Genomic DNA, 24,456 nt, shown 5'->3' on the forward strand with positions numbered 1-24,456 from the left:
CCCTGTTGATCGTCGCGGTAGCCGCCCTGACCGGTGCGCTGGTGCAGGCGCCCATCTGGGGATGGGTCTCGGCAGGCACGGTCGCTTTGGTGGCGCTCGCCATACTGGGTACGGCGGGGTTCCTGTGGCGGACGGCGCGGCACCCGTACCCGCTGCTCGAACTGCCGCTGCTGAAGATCCGAAATTTCGCCATCGCCAACCTTGCGTTCTTCTGCTTCGGCGCCGCCTTCGCCATCATGCTTCTGTCGAACTCGCTTTGGTGTCAAAATATTTGGCACTACAGCGTGTTGCGCACCGGTCTCGCGATGGCGCCCAGCCCGGCCCTGGTGCCGCTCGTCACCTTCGGGTCCGCCCGGCTCGTCCACCGCATCGGTCCCGGGCCGGTGGCCGCGATCGGAAGCGCGCTGTTCGCCGGCTCCCTAGTTTGGCGAATCGTCTTCGCCAGAGCCGCGCCACATTACGTGACCGATCTGCTACCCAGCATGCTGCTCAGCGGAATCGGGGTCGGACTGACGCTGAGCACTCTCATGGCCGCCGGCGCGACCGCCCTGCCGCCGGCACGCGCCGCCACGGGTTCGGCGCTGGTGAACTCCGGTCGCCAGGTGGCCTCGGCGCTGGGAGTGGCTATCCTGGTGACCGCCCTGGGGCCCACCGCCTCGGTGCGCGACTTCGACCTCGGCTGGTGGCTGGCGCTCGCCTTCATTGCCGCGACCGTGGTCATCAGTCTCACCCTGCCGCACGTCCGCTCCGAGGTGTCCGCCTCCGTGGAGGTTCCGGGGCGCTCGCTGACCGGCCCAATCATCGAAATGTCCTGACGAAACAGGCTTCTGCCGTTGGCGCCTTGAAGGCATCCGGCATCGGGCATGGCCGCCGACGCCGAGGAATGTGATCACGACTTTCCCTGGTTTCGGTGCCGCCCAAGCCTTACGTCCGTCGAGTGTCGCAATGGACGGGTTGACTGGCGATCAGTTTTGCCCTCCAGGGCAGTCTGATTTGTATGGGCAAACTCATCTATGGCTTCAACGTGTCGGTGGACGGGTACATCGCCGATGCACAAGGCAACATCGACTGGAGCGATCCGAGCGAAGAACTTCACCAGTACTGGAACGACTTCGAGCGGGAGACCGCCTTGTCGTTCTACGGCCGGCGGCTCTACGAGCTGATGTCGGCGTACTGGCCGACCGCCGACAAGTCCCCGGACGCCACGCCCCTGATCGTCGACTTCGCTCACATCTGGCGGGACATGCCCAAGGTCGTGTTCTCGCGCACCTTGGAGTCCGTCGACTGGAACTCTCGCCTGGAACGTGGTGACCCGGTCGAGGTGGTAACGAAGCTGAAAGCCGAGATCGACGGCAGGCTGGAAGTGGCCGGCGCGACGTTGGCCGCACCGATCGTGCGGGCCGGACTGGTCGACGAATACCGGATCGTGGTCGCGCCCACCGCCGTGGGCGGCGGCACCCCGTTCTTCCCGGCACTGCCGTCATGGATCTCGCTGCGACTGTTGGAGAACCGCACTTTCCCGGGCGGCACGGTCCTGCTGCGCTACGAGGCGAAACGAGGGTGACCGGACGTGCACGTAACCGCCGCAAGGCCCGCAGGAAAAAACTTGTGACTTGCGGTTGACTGTCATTCGATCGCGGCGAGCGCCCGCGACAGGTCACTGCGAGGGGACGACTGTGCCTACCATCACCACGTCGGACGGTGTCGAGATCTTCTACAAGGACTGGGGCTCTGGGCAGCCGATCGTTTTCAGTCATGGCTGGCCGCTGACGGCCGACGACTGGGACGCGCAGATGATGTTCTTCCTGCACCACGGTTATCGGGTGATCGCTCACGACCGGCGCGGGCATGGCCGATCAGATCAGGTCGGGACGGGCAATGACATCGAGCACTGGGTGGCCGACCTGGCCGCGTTGACCGAGCAGCTCGACCTGCCCGAGGCCGTGCACATTGGGCACTCCACCGGCGGCGCTGAGGTGGCCCGCTATGTGGCGCGCCACCGGGAGCGGGTCGCCAAGGCGATACTGGTCTCTTCCCCGACGCCGAATATGGTTCGGACAGAGGACAATCCGGGCGGGCAACCCCAAGAGTGGTTCGACGCGGTGCGAGCGGGTGTCTTGGGAAATCGATCGGAGTTCTACCGCGCGGTGCCGGAGGGTCCGTTCTACGGATTCAACCGATCGGGGGTGGAGCCGTCCGAGGCGGTGATCGCGAACTGGTGGCGACAGGGCATGTCCGGCAGCGCCCAGGCGCACTATGAGACCGTGCTTTCCTGGCTGCAGGACTACACCGAGGATCTGCGCACCATCACCGTTCCCGTCCTGGTGATGCACGGCGACGACGATCAGATCGTTCCGTTCACCAGCTCGGTGCCCCGAGCGGTCGACTTACTCCAGGACGGCGCGTTGAAGACCTACGCCGGCTACCCCCACGGGATGCTGACAACGCACGCGGACGTCCTCAACCCAGATCTGCTCGCTTTCATCGCGTCCTGATCAGGTTGCGTCGGGCCGGGTGCTAACCCATGGTCACGATCGCGCCGCACGCGACGCAGATCACCACCACGAGCGCCACCAAGATCACCGTGATCGCCGCGCGGACGATCTCTTCTTCGGTGAGTCGCCAGCGCGGCTTGAATTCGACGAGATCGCCGTAGGCATTCGAGTTGAGTCTTGCGACCGCCGAACGGAGATCGTCATGTCCCTGGGCCGCGCATTCCTCGACCGGGTCGTGCGCGGCGATTGCGGTGGTCATATCAGCCCCCCAGGCTTGCGGACGCCGACAGGCGTGGTGTGGGTCGAAGGCATCAGCCTTCTCTCGTATATCCAAGATACGAGTGTGAAAATCACGATCGCGGTAACGATCCCTAACGGTCACAGCACAGGTTTGTTGCGTGCCAACCACGCTCGGCGGCACCTGGACTGGGTCAGCCTGGAGACAGCGGGAGACCGAAGTCCGCTCGAAACCGCGGCAGCCACTTGGGGCATTTGAGCGGTGCGGTCTACTACGGATTCGGCACGTTGGCCGCGTTGCTTGGGGTACCCGATCGTCTCGTGCGAGCTTGCGAGCGGTCATGGCGGACAATGATTCACCGTACCAATGAAGTTCGTGTCGATATGTATTTCCTATGTGCAGTTCATCTCAAGCCATTCGTTAATTTGCGTAGTTACTTGGGCCCAAACAGGATTCAGTGGTACCCCGTGGCCGGTATTTCGCAATTCGACGAAATCGGCTTCAATGGCTTTGGCTAGCGCATTTACCGCTTGCGGAGGCACAAGCACGTCGTTCTCCGCTGCGAATACCAGCGCAGGCACGCGCAGTTGGCGTGTTTCCACTTCGCACAGCCAGCGCGTCGCTTCCATAACTGCTTGCGGTGATTCTGGGCAGACTAGCGAGCTATAGTGCTGGGCCTCCTCAGCACTGGCCTCTCCCCACCATGCGTGGTCCATCATCTGCGCGGGCGGGATCCACATCGCGTTCGGGTCGACCTCGAGACTGATCGGGTCAGCGGCAAATCCAGCCGGAACAACGGGAACAAGCAACACCAAGGCAGCTACAGGCCGGATAGTAGCGAAGGTGAGACTAGCTAGGCCACCCATGCTGTGCCCGATCACGACTGGAACTTTGCCCAGAAAATCGGCGACTTCAGCGATCTCGGCTGTCACGTCGAGGATCGAGCGTTTCAGCGCCAGGCCTGGGTGCAAGGTCGCCGAACCGTTGTGCCCGAACCAATTAAGACATACTGAGTACCAACCGTCACTCGCCAACTCAGGCGCGATCTTGTGCCACGCCCAACTTCCTTGGCAGCCACCATGCACGAATAGAAGCGGTGGTCTAGATGATGGCTCGCCATAGGTTTCTACGCGAATACCGTTGACCCCTAGTTCCGCTCGGCTACCTTGCATCAACTACTCCTTCTGTTCACAGACAATCCCGCGGTTCGTAGGCCCATAGGATGGGGTACGTTATGGTAACGATCGTGATTCTACTCGCTGTGGGTCGCGTCTCTTGACGACCGCTAGGGGTCAACGCCGACGCGCGACCGTGCCGCTTACGGCCCGATGACTCAATTGCCTTGATCGACAGGCGTTGTGGAGACGGTGATGTTGCCGCCCTTACGTTTCGCATCGAGCATCGCTTGGTCGGCTCGACTAAGGACGGCGTCGAGAAGGGCCATCGGGTCGGCCTCTGGTGCGGTGAAGAAGCCGAGTTCGACATGAGTGACGCCGATGCTGGCGGTGACTTGAGCGTGATCGGCCGGTTCGGCGACCGCACACCTGACTCGTTCAGCAGTTTGTTCTATGTGGCCGGGATCGCTGACCTCGATGACGACGAATTCTTCTCCCCCGACGCGGGCCACTAATGCGCTGCCGCGCACAGCGGATTCGATCTGCCGGGCAGTTCGGATCAAGACGTCATCGCCGATCGGATGGCCGAAGGTGTCGTTGATGTTTTTAAAGCGGTCGAGGTCGGCGACCATCACGGCCAGGTGCCTGCCCGAGGGATGATGGTCGATCAACAACTCGGCGAAGTGAAGGTGCAGTCCCCGCCTGTTGAGTAGACCGGTCAGCGGATCGGTGACCGACTCGTTGGCGTCATTGCGTAGCGTCCGGATCCCGAACTGGATTCCCACCGGTGCGGCAAGGACTGGTGTCGTCACGGCGAGGATGCTGGCGGCGAAGACCAAACCGTCAAAGTGCGCGTCCGCAGCCGCCCGCACGGCAAACACCGCCGTTGACGCGAATATCCACAGGGTATGCAGCGCAAGGAATCTCGGTCCGTCGAAGAACAGCAGATAGACCGAGAGTTGCGTAAACGCGTTGAACCCGTACAGGCCCGCGAGCCACGTCGGTTCGTACAACGCCAGCGCGGCGATGCCGATGTCGCAGGAGATGACGAACGCGCGCGACACCGGCAACGTCGGCCATGGTCGAAAACACCACCGGATCACCCAGAACATCACCAGGACCGCGAACGATGCCACGACGACCCGAGATGCGAGACGATCCGGGCCGGCCCAGGGCAGAAGAATCGCCAGGGCAGTCACGACCGTCAGCCCGTTACCCACCCCGATCATTACCCGGATGGCCTCTGCCATCGACCGTTTGGCGAAGTACTGCACCTGCGCGGCGTAGTCGACCGGCGAGTTCCACCATTCACCGACTAGACCGCGAAACACCGCGAAACTTCTGGACTCGGCCAGCGAAGCCATCTGTAGAGACGCCTCCTCGACCGTCCCGAGAATGCCGCCGCTAATCAAACGCAGAGCAGCAAACAACAGCGACCGATATTACAAGGTATGGCCCGCGATCTGTACTGGACACCGCTATTGGGACTCCTCGCCAAGCGATGTTTATTCGAGCGTTTGTCGTCGACGGCTGCTGGACACTTTCACGACAGCAGACCGGGCACTCTTCCAGATCCGTTTGATCAAGACTGCACCGTATGGCGCGCTGGACGCTAAATCGCCGTAATGCCGAGTCGAGTGGGTCCTATGCCGCCGGCGTGGCAGGCGATTGGCCCTTGCTGACGGCACTCTGCTCTCGGGGTGCAGCGGTCGTCGCGGGTACAACCAGAGCGACGCCATGGCCCAGCCGGACCGCGCCGGGCAGGTCGAACTTGTGCTCGCGCTCGGCCACGACGACTCCCTCCACCTTGAGTGCTCCGCTGACTTTGCAGTTCCCGGACCGGATCTCGGTCAGCCGGCCTTCGCGAACCACGGCGAGCACCTCGGCTATGTCGAAGGTGACGTCCAGGTCCACTTCGATTGTGCCGACTGACTTGCCGTCGATGAACAATTCGACTGTCGGATGGTGGCTCGACGCGATCTGGTGTGTCGCCATCGTCACGACCTCCTGCTTCTGCGGCTCGGCGCGGGTGCGGCGCGCCGCGTCCGTGAGTGCTTTGTACCGGCTCCACCCGGCGCTCAGCAGATCCAGCAGGTCCTGCGACAGCAAGCCGCTCACCTCTGCGGCGACCTCGCGCTCGACTACCGCCGCTAGCCGAGGCAGTCCTTTCACGAAGCGGTTGACTGTGTGGCGCTCGCGCAGCGACGCGGCGAGAATGTCAGTCGGTTTGTCGGGTGCTCCGCCGAACAGGAGGTCCCGTACGGATTGCATCTCATCCAATGCGGCTGACGTCATGATCCACCTCTCTCATGGTCGCGGTGCCAGGGTCGGAATGGGCCTCGAGTCGTATGGCGTGCATGACTCCACCACGGACGGGTGCGTCGCGCGTCGTGATAACCGGCGGGTCGCCGGGACGTGCGTCGGCCCGCACGCGAGTGTCGATGTGGGGGTGTTGTGTTTGCCCGCCAGAGTCGTCTTCGGGCAATTCGTCCGGATTGGGCGACGGCTTCTTCATGGTCCGCGTGATGGCTGCGAGAACGGCGCCCAGGATCAACGCCGCGATGATCAACGCGGCAAGCACGACGAGGAAACCAGACTCTGACGAGCTCGAAGGACTGGTTGGGTGCATCGGGTAGCCGCCCGCTAAGGGCACCTGTTTGGGTTCATCCACGCCAGGCAGTGACTGGGTCTTGTGCACCTCGAATTGTGGCCCGCAGTCGGGGCTTTGGGTCCACTCCCCCCATGCCGGCGTCACGCCGTCCAGCAGGACCTTGTGCTCGCCGTACTGTTGGTCGTTGCCCAGATCGACGATCTTGCTGACGATGAAGGGCTGGTACTGCGCATTGGTGTAGCGCACGGCGACGCAGGTGTTCGGGACCTCCGTCGGCGCTGGCGGAGGGGGCGGGGGCAGCTGGTCGGGCCCGGGATCGCGGCCACCGCCGTTGATAACGGCCGCGGTGACTTTGTCGGGTTCTCCCGTTTCGCCGGGCAGGATCGCGATGACGGGATTGGGCCCGGCTTGGGAGATCTCGGTAATAATTTGGCCCAACGCCGGAATCACTATTTCCCGGATGGCGCCCCCGGCGAGCTGCCAAAAGATGTGAAGGGCCGCTCCGAACGGATTGATGATGATCGGCCTGGAGAAGTTGTCGTAGGTAATCAAGCCCGGATCCAAGTGCAGCACATCGTTATTCGACCGATTGCGGGCCAGGTTCAAGAGGCGAGCGTCGCCTTCGGTTGGGGATGCTGGATCCTGCCAGGTCTGACTGGCGGCCCGCGCTAATTGCACGCCTGTCAGATTCGCGGTCAAGGTCTGAGGCACTGCGGTCTGGATCACAGGCGACGGTGTCGAGGACACCGCGGCCGAAAGTGTGGTCGTGACGAGTGGTTTCGGACGTACTGCCGTGCTTGTGTCGCTGGCCGCCAGGCTCGGCGACGAGCGGACCGTCGTCGTGGAAGTGGTCGATGGCGTCAAGGCTGACGTGGTGGTGGTCGGCGCCGAGCTAGCAGTCGTGGTTGTCGCCACCGAGTTGGTCGTGGTTGTCACCACCGAGTTGGTCGTGGTTGTCACCACCGAGTTGGTGGTCGTCACCGGTGCCCGCATGGTTGTCGTGGTGGCCGTCGTCGTCGCGGTTGGCGGGTCGGCGAGAGCCGGCACCACCCGACCAAGCGCCGTGAGCACGACCCCAAGTCCTAACGCCAGCATCACCGCTGCGCCGCAACGAGAACGAACACGAAATGGCCGGCTCATCGTGGCTCAACTCCTCTCGGCACCGATGTACCGGGCGGCCGAACCCATCCCTACGAGTCTCAGCCGGCCCATGCCCTGCCGGTGGCGTATGACCGCAGCATTCCGCTTTTCGCGCCGAGCGTCTTGAGTAGTTGGCTACTCGGCTTTGGACGTGGCGCCGACTCGACGCCGCCTCGAAGTCGATGATTTTGCAGACGGCGCGGGATCCGGCTCGACCGACGCCAAGTCGAGTAGGTGACTACTCTGTCGGCGCCTTGGTCGTCGGCAGGAGCATTCGGATGCAGCCACTGCAAAGCACCAACCAGAACCAAGAGGCCATCATGACCACCATCAAGAACCACAAAGAACCCATCACCGCCGCACTGGGTGCGGCTATCGCCACCTTGGCGGTACCGGCAATGCTGTTTGTGAGTGCGGGAACTGCGCATGCGGGCGGCTCTATCTGGAACAACGCCGACTACTTGGGCACAACGGTGTTTGTCGCGTCCGACGGCCAGACTTTCGGCCACTGCACCTACAACGCGTTTCCCATAGTCGGCCCCGGCATTCCACCCGGACCTCGCAACTTCATTCTGGAACCCAACGGAACGGCGCAGCTGTGGTTCCCGGGTGTCAAGTTGAACACGACATGGAATGTCAATGTGCACTGTGACAACGGCCCGGATATCACAACGGATACCGTCTACTAGCAGAGTTTTGGGCTCCCACACGGTGGGGAGAATCCGCCGGATCGACTATGCGTCTTTACCTGTAGATCCTGCTTTTGGCCGCGCTCAGGCGCTCCACACTTTCACGCGATCGTGGGTCTGACGCACACTTGTGCAATGGAGGATTGGCATCTCAGCACGCTCGCGCTGACCGCAGCGCCTCTGTCCTTGCGCCAGTCCCCGGCGCACACGTCAGAATGGGTGGCGTGAACATGGCAACTGAGCCGCAGCCGCGCCGCAAGCTGAACGGCCTCTCGGACATACGTGCGTTTTTCCACACCAACAAGACGCCGCTCTTCTTCATCTCCCCCACCCCCTTCAACCTGTTGGGCGTGGACCGCTGGATACGAAACTTCTTCTACCTGACCTACTTTGACTCGTTCGAGGGCACGCACTCGCGCGTGTTCGTCCCGCGCCGGCGCGACCGTCGTGATTTCGACTCCATGGACGAGGTGTGCAGCCATTTGCTGTCCGATCCCGAGACGCTCGAGTTCATCGCGGGTAAAGGTCCCGGAGGCAAGTGCTGCTTTGTGATGATGAACGAGGAGATCCAGGCCCTCGCGCGGTCGGCGGGTCTCGAGGTCATGCATCCGCCGATCGAGCTGCGCAATCGCCTGGGCTCCAAGATCGTCATGACGCGCCTGGCCGACGAGGCGGGCGTACCGAGCGTGCCCAACACAATCGGTCGGGCCGGCTCGTACGACGAATTGGTGGCGCTCGCACAAGACGCCGGCTTGGGAGACGACCTCGTCATCTCGATCGCTTATGGCAACGCCGGCAGCGGGACGTTCTTTGTGCACGGTCAGCGCGACTGGGACGAGCACGCCGGTGACCTGGTCGGGCAGGACCTCAAGGTCATGAAGCGGATTCGCAACGTCGAGGTGTGCCTGGAGGGTGCCGTCACCCGTCACGGCACCGTGGTCGGCCCCGCGATGACGAGCCTCGTCGGTTACTCGGAGCTGACGCCGAGCCGGGGCAGCTGGTGTGGCAATGACATCTGGCACGAGGTGCTGCCGCCCGCCCAGACGCACGCCGCCCGAGAAATGGTGACAAAGCTGGGCGACGTCATGCGCCGCGAGGGCTACCTCGGCTACTTCGAGGTGGACCTTTTGCATGACCTCGACTCCGACGAGCTCTACCTCGGCGAAGTGAACCCCCGCCTGAGCGGTGCGAGCCCGATGACGAACCTGACCACCGAGGCCTACGCCGACATGCCGCTGTTCCTCTTTCACCTGCTCGAGTACATGGACGTGGAGTACGAGCTCGACATCGACGAGATCAACTCGCGCTGGGAGCGCGGCTATGGCGAGGACGAGGTCTGGGGCCAGGTGATACTCACCGAAACCTCGCCGGATATCGAGATTTTCACCGCGACGCCGCGCACCGGGGTCTGGCGCATCGATGACGAGGGCCGGGTCTCCTTTTCGCGGACCGCCAACGACTGGGCCACGCTGCTCGACGGCTCCGAGGCCTTCTACATGCGGGTCGCGGCGCCCGGTGACTTACGTTCCGAGGGCGCTCAGCTGGGCGTGCTGGTCACTCGCTCACACCTGCAGACGGACGACTATCAGCTCAGCGAGCGCTGCCAGCGTTGGGTCAAAGGCATGAAGGCGAAGTTCGTCTCGACGCCCCTGACTCCGGCCGCGCCGATCGTCTCACGGCTCGTCGCACGCGCGTGAGCCGCCCGGCGGGCATCTCACTCGACAACTGGCTGGAGCCCCCCTACTCGCATTGGTCGTTCCAACACGTCGAAGACTTCGTGCCGACCGCGCGAATCTCGCGCGGGACCGGACCGGTCGCCACGATCGCGGCGTCCCCCGCTCCCCTGGCCGAGATCGCGGTGACCAACACCAACGGGACGTCCACCACCGTCGGCGCGGTGATGGCCGCCACGGCCACCGACGGCTGGGCCGTCGCCTACCGCGGGTCGCTGATCGCCGAGGAGTATCGGGACGGCATGCGGGCCGAGACCAGGCACCTGCTGTTTTCGGTGAGCAAGTCGCTGGTGGCAACCGTCGTCGGCGCGCTGCATGGCGCCGGCGCGATCGATCTTGATTCGCCGGTCACGAGATTGATTCCGGCCCTGGCGAATTGCGGCTACGCCGGCGCGACGGTGCGCGACCTGCTGGACATGAGGTCGGGCATCGCCTTCTCCGAAAACTACGACGACCCGGCCGCGGAGATACACCTGCTCGACCAGGCGATGGGTTGGGCGCCCAGGACTCGGCCGGACGCACCCGCCACGCTGCAGGAGTTCCTGCTCACCTTGCGGCAGAAGTCGGCTCACGGTGGGCCATTCCAGTACCGCTCGTGCGAAACCGACGTCCTCGGCTGGATCTGCGAAGTCGCCGGCGCCCAGCGGATGCCGGAGCTGATGTCCGAACTGCTGTGGAGCCGCATCGGCGCCCAATACGACGCCACCATCGCCGTCGACGCGGCGGGAACTGGATTCTTCGACGGCGGCGTGAACGCCTGCCTCACCGACATGATCCGGTTCGGGTCGCTACTCCTGCACGACGGCGCCTCGTTGACCGGCCAGCAAGTGGTGCCGGCGGCGTGGATCGCCGACACCCTCGACGGCGGTCCCGACTCGCGCGATGCTTTCGCCGCCAGCCCCGATGACACCGAGCTGCCCGGTGGCATGTACCGCAACCAAGTCTGGCTGCCCTACCCCGACAGCAACGTCGCGCTGTGCCTGGGCATGTGCGGTCAAATGATCTATGTCAACCGCGCTTCGGAGATAGTTGCCGCCAAGCTATCCACCCAGCCGCACTCGCACGAGCCGCACATGCTGGACACGTTGCGTGCATTCGATGCGGTGGCAGGCGAACTGGCCGAGTCCCCCACCGCGGCTATCTCTGACGAATAAAAGTGACCCGCGCCGGCCTCCGCCGCTTGACGAGCTGGCTTTCCTGGCGTTGGCGCTCCCACCACGCCCGCAGGGTCTGAACATCGATCGGCGCGGTCGGGTCGTCAAAAGGCGATGGTGCGGTGTACATGGCGCCTTCGTTCTGCATATTGTAGACGGGAGCGTTCACTATTTACTGTGAGCATACTATGCGTCGATAAGAGTCGCCAGTGACGGTCGGTACATCGCGCTCCCGACGCCAGAGGGGCACACTCAAAAGTATGGATGGCGTTCTGATTTTCGATGGGAACTGCGGGGTGTGCACGCGTGCGCGCAACGGCCTCCTCCGGCTCGACAGGACCGGGCGGCTGCGAACCGAGCCCATGCAGAAGCCAGGAGTGTCCGAGCGGCTGGGAGTTGCATCGGAGCGCTTGTCGGAAACGAGCTGGTGGCTGGATTCGTCGGGCGCGGTGTTCGCCGGCGCGGAGGCGATGAACGCGGCGCTATCGACGGCGCTGGGAACGCAATTGCCGCTACGCATCTACCGCGTGCCGGGAATCCGTTCGGTGCAGGAGGCGGTTTACCGCTGGGTGGCCGCACACCGGTATCGATTCCGCGGAGTCACGCCGTTGTGCGAATCTCAACCCGAGGAGTGCCTTGCTCCTCAAGCATCCTGATTGAAGAAACCAACGGTGGGCCACCGGTCGGGAACGCGATAAGCGACTGTAGCGTGACGGCCGTGAAGTCCTCCTCTGTCACGCTCGCGGCTTGCGTCGCAGCGCTCGTCCTCCCGTTCGCCGCACCCGGCATGGCAACCGCGGCCGGCTCGTGCCCGACCGCAGCACCGCCGAACGGTGGCACGCCCGAGTGGACGCTGACCGGGACCACCGGCAGCGTCGCGGTCACTGGATCCACCGATACGACGGCTCCGTGGGTGAACGTGACGACGCCGTTCAGCGTGAGCCAGACCCAGGTGCAGACGCTGCGCGCCGGCGATGGACCGGTGGTTCCGGGCACGGCCAAAGTTTCCGTCTGCTACATGGGCGTCAACGGACGTGACGGATCCGTGTTCGACAGCAGCTACGAACGGGGCGCGCCCGTCGACTTTCCACTTGGCGGCGTCGTGCCGGGCTTCCAAAAGGCCATCTCAGGACAAAGGGTGGGATCCACCGTCGCGGTGGCAATGACCTCCGCGGATGGGTACCCGAACGGTCAGCCCAGCGCGGGAATCCGGCCGGGCGACACACTCGTCTTCGCGATCAAGATCCTCAGCGCCTCGAGCTGAGCGCCGATTTTCCAGCGCCGGAATCATTTTCAACAACTGCACCAGCGCGTGCTAACCTGGTCGCTTGGATGTTTTTGGTACATCCACATTTGAATGAGAGAAGTAAGTAAATGGCACAGGGAACTGTGAAATGGTTCAACGGGGACAAGGGCTTCGGCTTCATCACCCCCGACGAAGGTGACAAGGACCTCTTCGTCCACTACTCGGAGATCCAGGGCAGCGGCTACCGCACCCTCGATGAGAACCAGCGGGTTCAGTTCGAGGTTGGGCAAGGAGCGAAAGGTCCTCAGGCAGTTGGAGTCACAGCCGTCTAGGGGAACTCACAAACCTGACAGTGGGCTGGTGCGGTAATCCGCACCAGCCCACTGTAGTTTTCGGGGCTTTACCTAATGCTCAACGTCTGACACGAAAACGCTTGACCCGTGACGTCGTTCCCGCTACCAATTCGACTCGGCTTCTTGGCAATTGAAGGTGCGCCGCCAGCAGGCGGATGACCGCTTCGTTGGCCTTGCCATCCACCGCTGCCTCCCGGACGTGGATCGTCAGCTCGCCGTCGGGCCCGACCTCGACGAGGGGCCCCTTGCGGCTGCCGGGCTTGACCTTGACGACGACGGAGTCGTTCATGCTGCGTAAGGCTACCGGCGCGGACTCGTATGTTGCCTCACGGAGAACGTTCACGCGGTTGTCGGTGGCTGCTGCTATTTCTTGAGCAGCGACAGATTGGGGTCGGGATGGACAGCGCAGGTCTGGCCCAGCGTGGCGAACGGTTCCGCCGGCTACACGACGGCGACGAGATGCTGGTGCTGCCCAACCCCTGGGACGTTGGCACCGCACGGTTGTTCGCCAACCTCGGATTTCAGGGACTGGCGACTACCAGTGCGGGACTGGCGTTTTCATTGGGTCGGCGCGATGGCGATGGCGCCGTTGGCAGGAGCGAGACCCTCGAGCATGTGCGCACCGTCGTCGACGCGACCTCGTTGCCCGTGACCGCGGATTTGGAGAACGGCTTCGGAGCGTCGCCCGAGACCGTGGCAGAGACGGTGCGTCTCGCGGGCGAGGTCGGCCTGGCGGGAGCTTCAATCGAAGACGCAACGTACCGGCCTGAGGACCCGATCTTCAACCGCGAACTGGCGATCGAACGAATCCAGGCCGCCGTGGAGGCCGCGCGGTCGCTGCCGTATCCCTTTACCCTGACGGCTCGCTGCGAGAACTTCATCCGCGGCCGACCCGACCTCGAAGACACGCTGTCACGGCTTCAGGCCTTCGAAGCCGCCGGCGCCGACGTGCTTTACGCGCCCGGCATTCCCGACGAAGCGGCCCTTCGCCTCGTGTGCAGCAGCGTTTCGAAGCCGCTCAACTATGTTGCCGGGATCGGGCCGGCCCGTTTCACCGTCGCCGACCTCAAGGAATTCGGGGTGCGCAGGGTGACTATCGGCACCTCGTTTTGCCGCGCCGCGCTGACCGCCGTCGTCCGTGCCGCGCGTGAGGTGCTTGACAGCGGGTCGTTCAACTATCTCGATGGCGTGTACAGCGTGGCCGAGTTCAACGCTCTCATCGATCCCCACGTGGGCGACCGCTGACGTCGTCGGCCCAATCGATCTCGTCAATCCCTGGCAGGGCCGCTACAGATCGACCGAGCACGATTCGCAGAGCGGCGTCAACGCGTCGCGACTCTTCGAGGCTGAGATAACCCACGCTGTTGCCGAGGCGACCGGGATCGACCGCCGCGGTTTGTTCGGCGAGCACCCGTGTGACTTGGCCCTCGATCTCGACTTCGGGCCGAAAGCTTGCGGCCCGAGCGGATGTGGAGGTGGGGGCTACTAGCAATGTCGACAACGGCAGTTGGTCGGATTGAACTACGACGGCGTATCGCGAGCCGGCCTGCTCGTGTCCGCGTCCCCGCCGAGGAGCATGAAGCCGGAAAACCTCACCACGCACGCAGGGTCTCCATGTCGCGCAGCACCTGCAATGCCTCGGCGCGGTCTGCCTCGTCTGCGGCGAGCTCTTCGGCTTCGGCGCGCACGGCCGCGGCGGCCTTCCGACGCGCGGCCTCGATGAGCGCTGCCCGCACAGCCGCAGAAACTGGTGTGCCATCCCTGGTCAAGACGGCAAGCGCGCGGGACGCATCCTCGTCCGGGCGGAAGGTGATCGTGTCAGCCACAGAATCGAGTGTAATACAAAATGTAAGACACGAGCGTCGCCCCGGCGGCCGGACGGCGAAGCCGCCGTGTCACGACTCGCCGGTGCGGGCGCGCCACCATCGCCACCATATTGACGGGTGCCGAAGGAGCGTGGGCAGCAGCCAACCCGAAGGGCGGGATCAGCCGGGCGGCGGCACCAGCGGCGGCCGGCACGCGTTGGCGGTCGGATCCCACCACCAACCGTTGTCGCATGCCAGCGGCTGCGGACCGACACCGAGCGGCCGGCACACGTTAGCCGTCGGATCCCACCACTGGCCGGCATCGCACGCTAGGGGTTGCGGCCCGACGCCCAGCGGCCGGCACGTGTCGGCCGTCGGATCCCACCACTGTCCTGCGTCGCATTGCAGCGGGATCGGCGCCCCGAGCGGTCGACAGACGTTGGCCTTCGCGTCCCACCACTCGCCGTTCGCGCAGTCGGCCCGACTCACCGCCGGCATCGCGAAGGTCACGGCCGCCATCGACCCCAACGCCACGCCCGCGGCGGACACCGCACGGGTAATCCACGTCTTCATTTCGAGCCTCCCCCAGTCGACATATGCATCAATCGAACCGAGCCGAGCTATCGAGGTCAAGGCCGCAGCCGGCACCGCTCCGGCGCGGCTACCGTGAATCCCGTGACCTTTGCTACTGAACACTCGGATGACGAGGTCGACATTCGACAGCGAACTGACCAGCTGGCGGCCGCGATTCGCGCCGCGGATCTCGAAGTCGTGATGTCGATCTATGCGCCGGACGTCGTGTCGTTCGACATCGAACCGCCCCTACAACACGTGGGGACGGAGGCAAAACGGCGAAACTGGGAACGCGTCTTCGCGGCATACGAGCACCCGCTCAGTTACGAGATTCGCGACCTCACCATCACCGTGGGCGACGACGTGGCATTTGCTTACAGCCTGAATCGGCTCAGCGGCGCGTTGAAGAGCGGACCGACGACCACCGGCTTCTGGGTCCGCGCGACGACGTGCTTCCGGAAGCTCGATGGCCGCTGGTTCATCGCCCACGACCACGTGTCGGCTCCTTTGGATGTGCCAACGGGCGCCGGGCTACTCAACCTGGAGCCCTGAGGAGGACATTGGCAGTAGTTGGCAGTTCATCGGGTGGTCCTGGCAGCGGCCCTGAGGTGCGATGACGGACAAGGGTCGGGACGGAACGCTCAGGGAGGAACAACCGACATGCCGCAGCTCGCACTTCGCCAGGCCAACATCGAATACCAGGAACTCGGACCGCAGGATTCACCGCACCCGCCGGTGCTGTTCGTCCACGGCATCCTGGTCGACGGGCAACTGTGGCGCGATGTCGCCGACGGCCTGGCGCGTCGAGGTTTCCGCTGCATCGTGCCGACGTGGCCGCTGGGCTCGCACACCATCCCGGTCAAGGACGCCACCGCGCTGTCGCTGCCCGGGGTTGCCGAGATGGTCAACGACGCGCTCGTCGCCCTCGACCTCTCCGATGTGACGCTGGTCGGCAGCGACACCGGAGGTGGAATATGCCAACTGGTCGTCGACGCTCACCCGGACCGAATTGGCCGTCTGGTGCTCACCAACTGCGACGCCTTCGACAAGTGCCCGCCATTCCCCTTCGACGTCGCGTTCGCGGCACTACGGGGCCCCGCCTCGATCAAGGCGCTGGCCCAACCCCTGAGGTTCCGCGCGGTGCGACAGTCGCTGTTAGGGTTCGGCCTGCTCGTCAGCAAGGCCGATCCGGACCTCACCGCCGCCTGGCTGCAGCCCTGCCTGAAGGACTCACGAATCCGCCGCGACATGGCTGCGTTGGCGCGTAGCGTGGCGCGCTTCGATCTGACCGATGTCGCCACCCGCCTGCCCCGATTCACCAAGCCCGTCACGCTGGTGTGGGGCCAGCGGGACCGCTGCTTCACCCCCGGCCTGGGCCGGCGCCTGGCCGAGTTGTTCAGCAACGCGAAGCTGATCGAGGTGCCCGACGCGAAAACGTTTGTCGCCCTTGATCAGCCGGATGCGGTGATCGACGCGATAGCGACGATCACCGCGGTGAGCGCGTAGCACTCCGGCGTCTGCCGGACTTCCGTGGGTAAATCCCGCGATCGGCAGCGATGAATTCCGGGCGCGCCACCAGTCATACCTAGGAGAACGGAGTAATCGACAGCGCGAACGAAAGAGGTCTGGTCCGATGCCCTCCAACAACACGGCACTACCACCAATCGTCGACCAGCAGACCTGGCGCGCGGCGCTCGACGCCCTGCGCAAGCGTGAGAAGGCCGCCACCCGGGAGCTCGACGCGATCGCCGCCCAGCGGCGCCGGCTGCCGATGGTCGAATTGCCTGACTACACCCTGATCGGGGCCGACGGGCCCGTCCGCCTGGTGGACGTGTTCGACGGCCGGTCGCAGCTCATCGTCTATCACCACATGTGGTCCGACGGCGCGGAGTGGCAGTGCGGCGGGTGCACGGGCTTCACGTCGCAGTTCACCCGGTTGGAGTTCCTCGACAATTACGACGCCCGCTTCGTCATCGTCACCAACGGACCGATCGAGGAGGCACTCGCCTACAAGCGCAAGGTCGGTAACCGGATGGAGTGGTATTCGTCGGCGAAGAGCTCGTTCGGCGCCGACATGGACGCCCCGCCCGGCGGGGGCTTCGGCGTCAACGTGTTCCTGCGCGACGGCGACACCGTGTACCGCACCTGGCACACGAACGGGCGGGGCACCGAGCAACTCAGCCACTCGTTCGGGCTGATCGACGTCTTGCCGTGGGGCCGGCAGGAGGAATGGCTCGATTCGCCCGCAGGCTGGCCCTCCCGGCCGACATACTCGGGTTGGCTCGACTCCCCCGATATCGCCGCGGCCTATGGACCCGAGGACAACGCATGACCACGACCACCGAACGCTACGTCGTCACCCGCACCATCGCCGCGAGGCCGGACCAGATTTTCACCGTCCTTGCCGACCCCGCCCGCCACTGCAACACCGAACCCACCGACTGGGTCCGCGACGCGGTGGACACCGGACCGATCACCGGCACGGGACAGATGTTCGCGATGAACATGTTCCTCACCCAGGCCGGCGGTCACTACGTCGTCTACAACCTGGTGAACGTGTTCGACAAGGACCGCGCGATCGGATGGATTCCGGGCCAGCTCGACGAGGCGGGTAACCACAATCCCGGCGGCTGGTTCTGGCGCTACGACCTCGCACCGAACGGGGACGGCACCGATGTCACCCTCACCTACGACTGGAGCGGTACGCCGCAGGACTTCCGCGAGCGCGTCGGCGAGATGCCGATCTTCGGCGAGGACTACCTCGCCGCGTCGCTGGCGACCCTGGAAAAATCCGTCGCGAATTGACAATCGTCGTGCAGCCCTCGGGTACGTCAAAGCGGCGTTGAAGAAACCCATTTTCCGGTACGGGCAGCGAATGAAGTCGACAGGATCGAATTCCGCGGTTTTCGGTTAGACCAGGTGTTTTGGGCGCGCATTTGCGCGAGAACGGCACTCCCGAATTGGTCTCCCCAATTCGCGCCATCCGGTTTACTTTGGTAGAAATCCAAGCCAGGCTTCAGCGACGTCGGTCGGTGAATGCGCAAGTTGGGAAGGCTCGCAATGAGTTGGTTGGCGGCGTCGTGGAGACGGCCTGACCACTTCGACTGGCTGACCGGTTACCTGCAGGCTCACGGCCTGAGCACCCCCACCCGCCGCATCATGGCGGGGGTTTCGGCATCGTTGGCCTTGTGGCCGGCAAACGTCCTGTGGGGAGTGCCCCCGTATTTGCCGGGCCTTTCGCTGGCGGTGTCGGTGCTGGCCGGATTGATCGGGCTAGTCATGGCGGCGCTTTGGCTGACACGCTGGCCCACGCGCCGGCAATCGATCTTTTTCGCGATGATGGGCAGCGCGAGCATCGTGATCGGCTGCGTGACGCAGACCCAGCCGATGGTCGCGCTGATGGCATGCTCGGCCTTGGCCGTGTCGGGCGGATACCTCGCGTTTTTCCACACCGCCCGATATATGGTCGTGAATTTCTTGCTGGCCGGCGCGGCGGGCGGTGTCGAGGTGGCTCGCCTGGTCACGGCTGGCGAGACGACGCTGGCCCTCACTGGCTACTTTCTGGTGCTCGAACTCAACGTGGTCGTGCCCTTCGCTATCCATATCGTCGTCCGGGCGCTGGGCGTAGATCTGTTGCGCGCCGACCGGGACCCGCTCACCGGTCTGCTGAATCGGCGCGCCTGCGATCGCGCCATCATCGGCCGCATGCTTGCCGGCCACGACCACATGTTCCTGGCCGTGGCGATGGTCGACCTCGACCACTTCAAAGCGGTCAACGACAGCAGAGGACACGCCGCGGGCGACGAGGCGCTCGTCGCGGCGGCCCGCGCGATAACCGCCGCGTGCCAAGAGAGCGCGGTCGTCGGCCGCGTCGGCGGAGAAGAGTTTTTGATCGCGGACGTCGTCGCGACACAACGCCCGCAGGGATGGGGTCACAAGTTCTGCAATGCGGTCGCGGCGATTCCCGCCTCGGTGACGGCCAGCGTGGGGACCGCCACCCTGCCGTTGCGCGACGTGGGCTGCGACGACGTGGAACAAGCGCTGCGCCAGCTGGTCGCCGATGCCGACACCGCTATGTACGAAGCCAAGAGATGCGGCGGAAACCAAGCTCGACACCACCGCTCCCCCGCGCCGGCGGCGATGTCCTGACGACAGAGTCCCCACTGCCGCGAGAACACTAGATCCTGCGCCAAACGGCGCGCGCTGCCTTAGCCTGTCTAAGACACTTGTGCATGCGACGACGGGCGCGGCCGGGCGTGGGGATTCGATATGGCGGAGCAGGTCGTCGGACGGCGAGCTGAAGAACGAGTCGTTACAGAATTTCTCGAATGTGTGCCGCGTGGGGCCGTTGCTCTGGTTATTGAGGGTGACCCGGGTATCGGCAAGACCACGCTGTGGTTTGACGCGGTAGACCTCGCCGCGGCGCGTGGCTTCCGGACGTTGAGCTGTCGCGCGGCTTCGGCCGAATCTGTGCTGGCCTACACCGTATTGGCCGACCTGCTCGGCGATGTCGACGACTCGATTTGGGCGGACTTGCCGCCACCGCAACAGCAAGCCTTGGGTGGCGCTCTGCTGCGGCGCCGCATGGACGCCCACAACATCGATCCCCGGGCGGTTGCGGCGGCATTTGTGACCGTTATCGGCCGGCTCGCTACCGAAAGTCCGGTGGTGATCGCGGTCGACGACCTGCAGTGGATGGATACCTCCAGCGCGAATGTGGTGTCGTATGCCGCGCGGCGGCTTCCGGCCGGCGCCGCCCTGCTGTGCACGACCCGTGCCGAGCGGGTCGCGGCGGCCCTGCAGCTGCCAAGCCCGGACGCGGTGCGCCGAATCCGGCTGCAGCCGTTGGCCATTGGAGAATTGCATCGCGTCGTGGTTGCTCGGCTGGGGCGGTCACTGGCTCGCCCTACGTTGTTGCGTATTCATGAGATCTCCGGCGGGAATCCCTTTTTCGCGTTGGAACTGGTCCGGGAACTCGGTGCCCACGGCCGCGCCTTCGAATTGGGTCTGCCAAGCAGTCTCACTGATCTAGTCGGGTCGAGGATTCGACGGGTTGGTGCCCCAGATGTGCTGCTTGCGATGGCCAGCCTTCCCGATCCGTCGGTCCCGGTGGTGGCTCGCGCCACCGACTCGACGCCGGAAGAGGTAGTGCGGTCGCTCGGTGAAGCAGAGAACGAAGCCGTGGTGGCAATCGATGGGCACCAGCTGCGATTCACCCACCCGATTTTGGCGCACGGGGTTTACAGCGCGGCGCCGCCGCAGCGGCGGCGCGAAATGCACGCGCGCCTGGCCGAACTCGTCGCCGAGCCCGAGTTGCGCGCCCGCCACCTCGCCCTGGCCGACACGTCTGGACAGCCAGCGACGGTGGCCGCCCTCGACGCGGCCGCCGAGATCGCGCGCAACAGAGGGGCACCGGCGGCTGCCGCGGAACTGCTAGAACTCGCATTCGGCCTGGGTGCTGATGCAGTGGAACGCCAAATCCTTTGTGCCCTATGTTATCTCGAAGCCAGCGATCCGACACGGGCCCGTCTCATGCTGGAGAACACGATCGAGCAATGTGGCCCCGGGCCGTTGCGCGCAAACGCATTGAACATGCTTGGGTTGGTCAGGCTGGTCAACGACGATTTCGCCGAGGCGGCCGCGCTGCTGGAACGCGCATTGGTTGACGCGGCCGATCACGACGCGCTCCAATCAACCATCTTGGTCATGCTGTCCTATGCGTTGTTCAATGGCGACCAGTTGCAGGCGGCTGTCGAGCGCGCAGAGCAAGCGGTCGCTGCGGCGACACGACTGGCCGATACACCACTGCTCGGGCAAGCATTAGGGATGCGGATCATGATGCGCTTCCTCACCGGCGCCGGCATTGACGACGAAAGTCTGCGGCGGGCAGTGGAATTAGAGGGCGGCGACGTCAGCATCCCGATTCCGTTTCGGCCCAGCGCGCAACGTGCGCTGCTACTGGACTGGAGCGGCCGGCACGCCGAGGCGCGAAATGGACTGCTGCGACTGCGTCGCACATGCGTCGAACGCGGCGATGAGGCAGCGCTGAGCTTTATCGACTTCAACGCCGTACTCAACAGCATTTGGCGAGGTCGCCTCGACGAGGCGGCGACGATCGCCGAGGAGTCGGTCGAACGTGCAGGCCAACTCGGTGGCGACGTTCCTCTGGCTGCGGCAGTGACGAGCCGGGCCGTGGTTGCGGCCTACTGCGGGAATGAGCAACTGGCTCGAAGCGATGCCGCCGCGGGGCTCGCGGGGTTTGAACGTGCCAACTCGTTCCGACTGCGGGAATGGGCTTTTACCGCGCTGGGATTTCTCGAAGTGTCTCTGGGCAACTACCAGGCGGCCATCGATGCGGTTCGGCCGCTGCTTTCCCGGCTGGATCCGGGTACAAATGCCACCGAAATCGTCCAAGCCACGTTCGTCCCCGACGCCGTTGAGGCGATGATCGGTGTGGGCCGCTTCGACGACGCCGAGCCGCTGATCGATGCGCTCGAGCGCAACGGTCGCCGGCTTGATCGCCCATGGATGCTGGCCACCGGCGCGCGCAGTCGGGCCATGCTGCAGGCCAGGCTCGGCGATGTGAAGGCAGCCACCGCCACGGCGGAGCTCGCCATGGCCGAGCACGAACGCCTGGCGATGCCGTTCGAGCGCGCCCGCACCCAGCTGTTGCTCGGTCAGCTGCAACGTCGCCAGCGGCGCCGCGACGCGACTCCGACCCTGCGCGAGGCCCTCCGGACGTTCCAGCAGCTCGGTACCACGGTGTGGGCCGGGCGCGCCGAAGCGGAATTGGCGCGCGGTGGCTCGGGCAGGCGGCGCGAGCAGGGGTTGACCGCGACCGAAGAGCGTGTTGCCGAGCTGGCCGCCTCAGGCATGATCAACCGCGACATTGCCGCCGCGCTGTTCGTCAGCACCAAGACTGTGGAGGTCAACCTCAGTCGCGCCTACCGCAAGCTCAACATCCGCTCGCGTGCGGAGCTGTACCAAGCCCTCCAAGTCTGGAGATCAGAATCGGATATGAGTAGGTAAACCCCTGATGTAAGCGGCCGCCATCAGCTATAGCGTGGCCGGGGTGGCGAGCATCGACGCGGGAACACACTCATTTCTTGTCGAGTGGTATGGCCCCCGCGCGCCCGCGCACTGGATCGGCGAAACCGCTCAACGCCTCAACGACCACGCCGCGGCAATGTCGGCCCGCGGTGGACTGATCCGATTGCTCATGGCGGTGGCCGTTCCCGCGGACGACTACGCGTTCGGCGTGTTTGCCGCCGATTCTGCAGAGGTTGTCGCGGAAATCTGCGCCGACGCCGGTGCTCCCCCGGAACGGATCAGTGCCGCCGTCGGCTGGTGGCAAGGGCAGGATTTTCGATCGCCGAGTGAGGCTTAGGGACTCGCCGCGCTGCGAAACTGCTCGTCAGCTTTAGCAATACGCCCTGCGCCCCCGGGTAGGGTCAGCGCATGGCCGCTCTGCGAACCCAGGTCTGTGTAGCCGGCGGCGGTCCCGCCGGACTCGTTCACGCTCTTCTGCTCGCACGTGCCGGCGTCCAGGTTGTCGTCTTGGAGAAACACAACGACTTCTTGCGCGACTTCCGCGGCGACACCGTGCACCCCACCACCCTTCGGATCATGGACGAGCTGGGGTTCGTCGACGAGTTCTTGCGCTTGCCCCACACCAAGATCACCCGTGTTGCCTTCGACGCCGACGGGACGCTTCGCACCTTCGGTAACTTCAGCGCGCTCAAACGGCTGGGATTCAACCAGCCGTACATCGCGCTGATGCCGCAGTGGGATTTCCTCGACTTCCTGGCCGAAAAGGCACGCGCGTACCCGGAATTCACGTTGATCCGCAACGCCGAGGTCAAGGAGCTCATCTTCGACGGCGACCGGGTCGTCGGGGTGCGCACGCCGGAACTTGAGGTCCACGCCGAACTGGTGGTCGGCGCGGACGGACGCAAGTCCGCCGTGCGGGAGGCCGCGGGCCTGAGCCTCGCCGCCGCGCACTCGCCGATGGACGTCTTGTGGTTCCGGCTGAAATGGCGTCCCGGCGACCCCCAAGAGCTCTTCGGAATCGCCCGTAGGGGCCTGCTGATGGCCATGATCTACCGGGGGGACTACTGGCAGGTCGCCCATCTCATGCCCAAGGGAACCGACCCGCGCGACGGTTCGCTGGAGGCGTTCAAAGAGCGACTGGTCAAAGCGCGACCGCAGCTGCGCGAACACGTCAACGACCTGCACTCGTGGGAGGACACCAGCCACCTCGACGTCCGGGTGGACCGGCTCGAGACCTGGTGGCGCACCGGCCTGCTCTGCATCGGCGACGCCGCGCACGCCATGTCTCCCGCTGGTGGGGTCGGCATCAACCTCGCGGTCGCCGATGCGGTCGCCGCGGCGAATATTCTGTGCGCCCCACTTCGCGAAAACCGGTTGACCGATGCGGATCTCGCGAAGGTTCAGCGCCGCCGCGAGCTACCCACGCGAATCATCCAGGCCGGCCAGGTCTTCATCCAGAACCGGGCCGTCGAACCCAATTTGACCGGCGACCTCTCCCCGATCAAGATTCCCAGCTTCATCGGTCGTGGGCCCTTGCAGTTCATCCCGCCGATCATCGTCGGACGCGGCTTCCGCCCCGAGCACGTGCGCACCCCGGACGTACACGCGTCCTAGTCCATTGCAGTCGATCGTTCAGCCGGCGAGCGGGGCGAACATGTGCGCCGGGTCGATGCCGAGTTGCTGAGCGACGTGGCTGGTGTCCCAATACTCGCGCCAGTGGGTGATCGCGCCGTCGCGGACCTCGAAGAGGGCGGTGACGTTGAACGTGACCGCGACACCGTTCATCGCATTCACGTCGACCCGTTCGACCACCACCGTGTCCGCGTTCGACACGACGGTGCGAATCTCGCTCCCCTCGATCATCCCGGTCGAGAGGCTGCTGTGTTTTTCCAGCTCCGCGCGGGCGGCGTCGCGCCCCACGACCACCGGTGAGAGAGGAACATGAAGCTGCCAAACGAAGTCGTCCGCCATCAACGCGGTCATCGCATCCACGTCCATGCGCTCGCCGTACGCCGCATGCAGGAAGTCGAGCACGAGCTGTTCGTTCTCGTTTTTCGCAACGGCCTGAGGCATGGTCTTTCCTAACTCGCATGACGGCTAAATAAACTGGTTGATTTAATGTCAGGCCAACCACGCTATCCGCTCGATCGGGTCGGGTAAAGACCCGGCGCGACGTTGCAGGCCGGCGCTCGGCCGATTGCCGCGCCGAATGTGGGGGTTATGGACGGATTTTGAGGCTTGAGTTCTGGGGGTG

At 64.6% G+C, this 24,456-nt stretch carries 28 protein-coding genes and 1 pseudogene; 19 read left to right on the forward strand and 10 right to left on the reverse strand.

Annotated features, from left to right (window positions below; translation table 11 throughout):
- The 3 genes from N415_RS31990 to N415_RS21870 all read left to right on the forward strand — a co-directional run.
- Positions 1-815: MFS transporter (locus tag N415_RS31990; RefSeq protein WP_161630336.1), on the forward strand; the 815-nt coding region annotated here is incomplete at its 5' end.
- 182 nt (positions 816-997) lie between these two features.
- On the forward strand, positions 998-1,564 hold the full coding sequence (locus N415_RS21865) for a dihydrofolate reductase family protein (protein WP_068186662.1): 567 nt from the start codon (positions 998-1,000) through the stop codon (positions 1,562-1,564).
- A 112-nt stretch (positions 1,565-1,676) separates the two neighbouring features.
- Positions 1,677-2,495, forward strand: coding sequence for an alpha/beta hydrolase (locus tag N415_RS21870; RefSeq protein ID WP_068186664.1), 819 nt, complete (start codon positions 1,677-1,679; stop codon positions 2,493-2,495).
- A 22-nt stretch (positions 2,496-2,517) separates the two neighbouring features.
- Here N415_RS21870 and N415_RS21875 read toward each other — a convergent pair whose 3' ends face one another.
- The 5 genes from N415_RS21875 to N415_RS21890 all read right to left on the reverse strand — a co-directional run bounded on the left by N415_RS21875 (position 2,518) and on the right by N415_RS21890 (position 7,185).
- Positions 2,518-2,754 (reverse strand): hypothetical protein, encoded by a 237-nt coding sequence (locus N415_RS21875; RefSeq protein ID WP_068186666.1) that lies wholly within the window; start codon positions 2,752-2,754, stop codon positions 2,518-2,520.
- Between the two features lie 371 nt (positions 2,755-3,125).
- Positions 3,126-3,905, reverse strand: a complete 780-nt coding sequence (locus N415_RS30930; RefSeq protein ID WP_081665412.1) for an alpha/beta fold hydrolase — start codon at positions 3,903-3,905, stop codon at positions 3,126-3,128.
- Between the two features lie 161 nt (positions 3,906-4,066).
- On the reverse strand, positions 4,067-4,960 hold the full coding sequence (locus tag N415_RS21880; protein WP_239645655.1) for a GGDEF domain-containing protein: 894 nt from the start codon (positions 4,958-4,960) through the stop codon (positions 4,067-4,069).
- 532 nt (positions 4,961-5,492) lie between these two features.
- Positions 5,493-6,143, reverse strand: coding sequence for a hypothetical protein (locus tag N415_RS21885; protein ID WP_152531513.1), 651 nt, complete (start codon positions 6,141-6,143; stop codon positions 5,493-5,495).
- The gene (locus tag N415_RS21890) at positions 6,121-7,185 is read right to left on the reverse strand and encodes a hypothetical protein (RefSeq protein ID WP_152531514.1); all 1,065 of its coding nucleotides are present in this window, start codon (positions 7,183-7,185) and stop codon (positions 6,121-6,123) included. The genes N415_RS21885 and N415_RS21890 overlap by 23 nt, the downstream gene beginning before the upstream one ends.
- Positions 7,186-7,225: 40 nt before the next feature.
- Between N415_RS21890 and N415_RS21895 the strand changes: the two genes are divergently transcribed.
- From N415_RS21895 to N415_RS21925, 7 genes are all read left to right on the forward strand, one after another.
- Entirely contained in the window at positions 7,226-7,726 is a 501-nt protein-coding gene (locus tag N415_RS21895) for a hypothetical protein (protein WP_152531515.1), read from the forward strand.
- 151 nt (positions 7,727-7,877) lie between these two features.
- The gene (locus N415_RS21900; protein WP_068186675.1) at positions 7,878-8,288 is read left to right on the forward strand and encodes a hypothetical protein; all 411 of its coding nucleotides are present in this window, start codon (positions 7,878-7,880) and stop codon (positions 8,286-8,288) included.
- Positions 8,289-8,503: 215 nt separating this feature from the next.
- Complete coding sequence (locus tag N415_RS21905) at positions 8,504-9,985, forward strand: biotin carboxylase (protein ID WP_068186677.1); 1,482 nt, start codon at positions 8,504-8,506, stop codon at positions 9,983-9,985.
- The gene (locus tag N415_RS21910) at positions 9,982-11,175 is read left to right on the forward strand and encodes a serine hydrolase (protein ID WP_068186679.1); all 1,194 of its coding nucleotides are present in this window, start codon (positions 9,982-9,984) and stop codon (positions 11,173-11,175) included. Before N415_RS21905 ends, N415_RS21910 begins: the two co-directional genes overlap by 4 nt.
- Before the next feature lie 260 nt (positions 11,176-11,435).
- Positions 11,436-11,831, forward strand: a complete 396-nt coding sequence (locus N415_RS21915) for a DUF393 domain-containing protein (protein ID WP_068186681.1) — start codon at positions 11,436-11,438, stop codon at positions 11,829-11,831.
- A gap of 53 nt (positions 11,832-11,884) precedes the next feature.
- On the forward strand, positions 11,885-12,439 hold the full coding sequence (locus tag N415_RS21920; RefSeq protein ID WP_068186683.1) for an FKBP-type peptidyl-prolyl cis-trans isomerase: 555 nt from the start codon (positions 11,885-11,887) through the stop codon (positions 12,437-12,439).
- Between the two features lie 110 nt (positions 12,440-12,549).
- The gene (locus N415_RS21925) at positions 12,550-12,753 is read left to right on the forward strand and encodes a cold-shock protein (RefSeq protein ID WP_068105991.1); all 204 of its coding nucleotides are present in this window, start codon (positions 12,550-12,552) and stop codon (positions 12,751-12,753) included.
- 79 nt (positions 12,754-12,832) lie between these two features.
- Here N415_RS21925 and N415_RS21930 read toward each other — a convergent pair whose 3' ends face one another.
- Positions 12,833-13,063 (reverse strand): DUF167 domain-containing protein, encoded by a 231-nt coding sequence (locus N415_RS21930; protein ID WP_068186685.1) that lies wholly within the window; start codon positions 13,061-13,063, stop codon positions 12,833-12,835.
- 107 nt (positions 13,064-13,170) lie between these two features.
- On the opposite strand from N415_RS21930, the gene N415_RS21935 reads away from it, so the two are divergent.
- Positions 13,171-14,019, forward strand: coding sequence for an isocitrate lyase/phosphoenolpyruvate mutase family protein (locus tag N415_RS21935; protein WP_068186686.1), 849 nt, complete (start codon positions 13,171-13,173; stop codon positions 14,017-14,019).
- A 55-nt stretch (positions 14,020-14,074) separates the two neighbouring features.
- Here N415_RS21935 and N415_RS30935 read toward each other — a convergent pair.
- The 3 genes and pseudogenes from N415_RS30935 to N415_RS21945 form a co-directional block, all read right to left on the reverse strand.
- Positions 14,075-14,377 (reverse strand): annotated as a pseudogene (locus tag N415_RS30935) (type II toxin-antitoxin system PemK/MazF family toxin); the annotation flags it as partial.
- The gene (locus N415_RS21940) at positions 14,367-14,600 is read right to left on the reverse strand and encodes a hypothetical protein (protein WP_068106003.1); all 234 of its coding nucleotides are present in this window, start codon (positions 14,598-14,600) and stop codon (positions 14,367-14,369) included. The gene N415_RS21940 and the pseudogene N415_RS30935, both read right to left, overlap by 11 nt.
- A gap of 159 nt (positions 14,601-14,759) precedes the next feature.
- Positions 14,760-15,152 carry a hypothetical protein gene (locus tag N415_RS21945; RefSeq protein ID WP_068186687.1) on the reverse strand — a complete coding sequence of 131 codons (393 nt, stop codon included), beginning with the start codon at positions 15,150-15,152 and terminating at the stop codon, positions 14,760-14,762.
- A gap of 102 nt (positions 15,153-15,254) precedes the next feature.
- On the opposite strand from N415_RS21945, the gene N415_RS21950 reads away from it, so the two are divergent.
- From N415_RS21950 to N415_RS21985, 8 genes are all read left to right on the forward strand, one after another.
- Entirely contained in the window at positions 15,255-15,704 is a 450-nt protein-coding gene (locus tag N415_RS21950; protein WP_068186702.1) for a nuclear transport factor 2 family protein, read from the forward strand.
- A gap of 108 nt (positions 15,705-15,812) precedes the next feature.
- Positions 15,813-16,658 (forward strand): alpha/beta hydrolase, encoded by an 846-nt coding sequence (locus tag N415_RS21955; protein WP_068186690.1) that lies wholly within the window; start codon positions 15,813-15,815, stop codon positions 16,656-16,658.
- A 127-nt stretch (positions 16,659-16,785) separates the two neighbouring features.
- A complete protein-coding gene (locus N415_RS21960) occupies positions 16,786-17,484 on the forward strand; it encodes a DUF899 family protein (RefSeq protein WP_068186692.1) in 699 nt (232 codons plus the stop codon).
- Complete coding sequence (locus N415_RS21965) at positions 17,481-17,957, forward strand: SRPBCC family protein (RefSeq protein WP_068106024.1); 477 nt, start codon at positions 17,481-17,483, stop codon at positions 17,955-17,957. Before N415_RS21960 ends, N415_RS21965 begins: the two co-directional genes overlap by 4 nt.
- Before the next feature lie 255 nt (positions 17,958-18,212).
- The gene (locus N415_RS21970) at positions 18,213-19,301 is read left to right on the forward strand and encodes a GGDEF domain-containing protein (RefSeq protein WP_068186694.1); all 1,089 of its coding nucleotides are present in this window, start codon (positions 18,213-18,215) and stop codon (positions 19,299-19,301) included.
- 120 nt (positions 19,302-19,421) lie between these two features.
- Positions 19,422-22,181 carry a LuxR family transcriptional regulator gene (locus N415_RS21975; protein WP_068186696.1) on the forward strand — a complete coding sequence of 920 codons (2,760 nt, stop codon included), beginning with the start codon at positions 19,422-19,424 and terminating at the stop codon, positions 22,179-22,181.
- Positions 22,182-22,224: 43 nt separating this feature from the next.
- Entirely contained in the window at positions 22,225-22,539 is a 315-nt protein-coding gene (locus N415_RS21980; RefSeq protein WP_081665414.1) for a hypothetical protein, read from the forward strand.
- A 71-nt stretch (positions 22,540-22,610) separates the two neighbouring features.
- Entirely contained in the window at positions 22,611-23,816 is a 1,206-nt protein-coding gene (locus N415_RS21985; RefSeq protein WP_068186698.1) for an FAD-dependent oxidoreductase, read from the forward strand.
- Between the two features lie 18 nt (positions 23,817-23,834).
- Here N415_RS21985 and N415_RS21990 read toward each other — a convergent pair whose 3' ends face one another.
- Entirely contained in the window at positions 23,835-24,236 is a 402-nt protein-coding gene (locus N415_RS21990; RefSeq protein WP_239645657.1) for a nuclear transport factor 2 family protein, read from the reverse strand.
- Positions 24,237-24,456 lie beyond the last annotated feature (220 nt).

The organism is Mycobacterium sp. UM_CSW, assembly GCF_000455205.1.
GTDB lineage: Bacteria > Actinomycetota > Actinomycetes > Mycobacteriales > Mycobacteriaceae > Mycobacterium.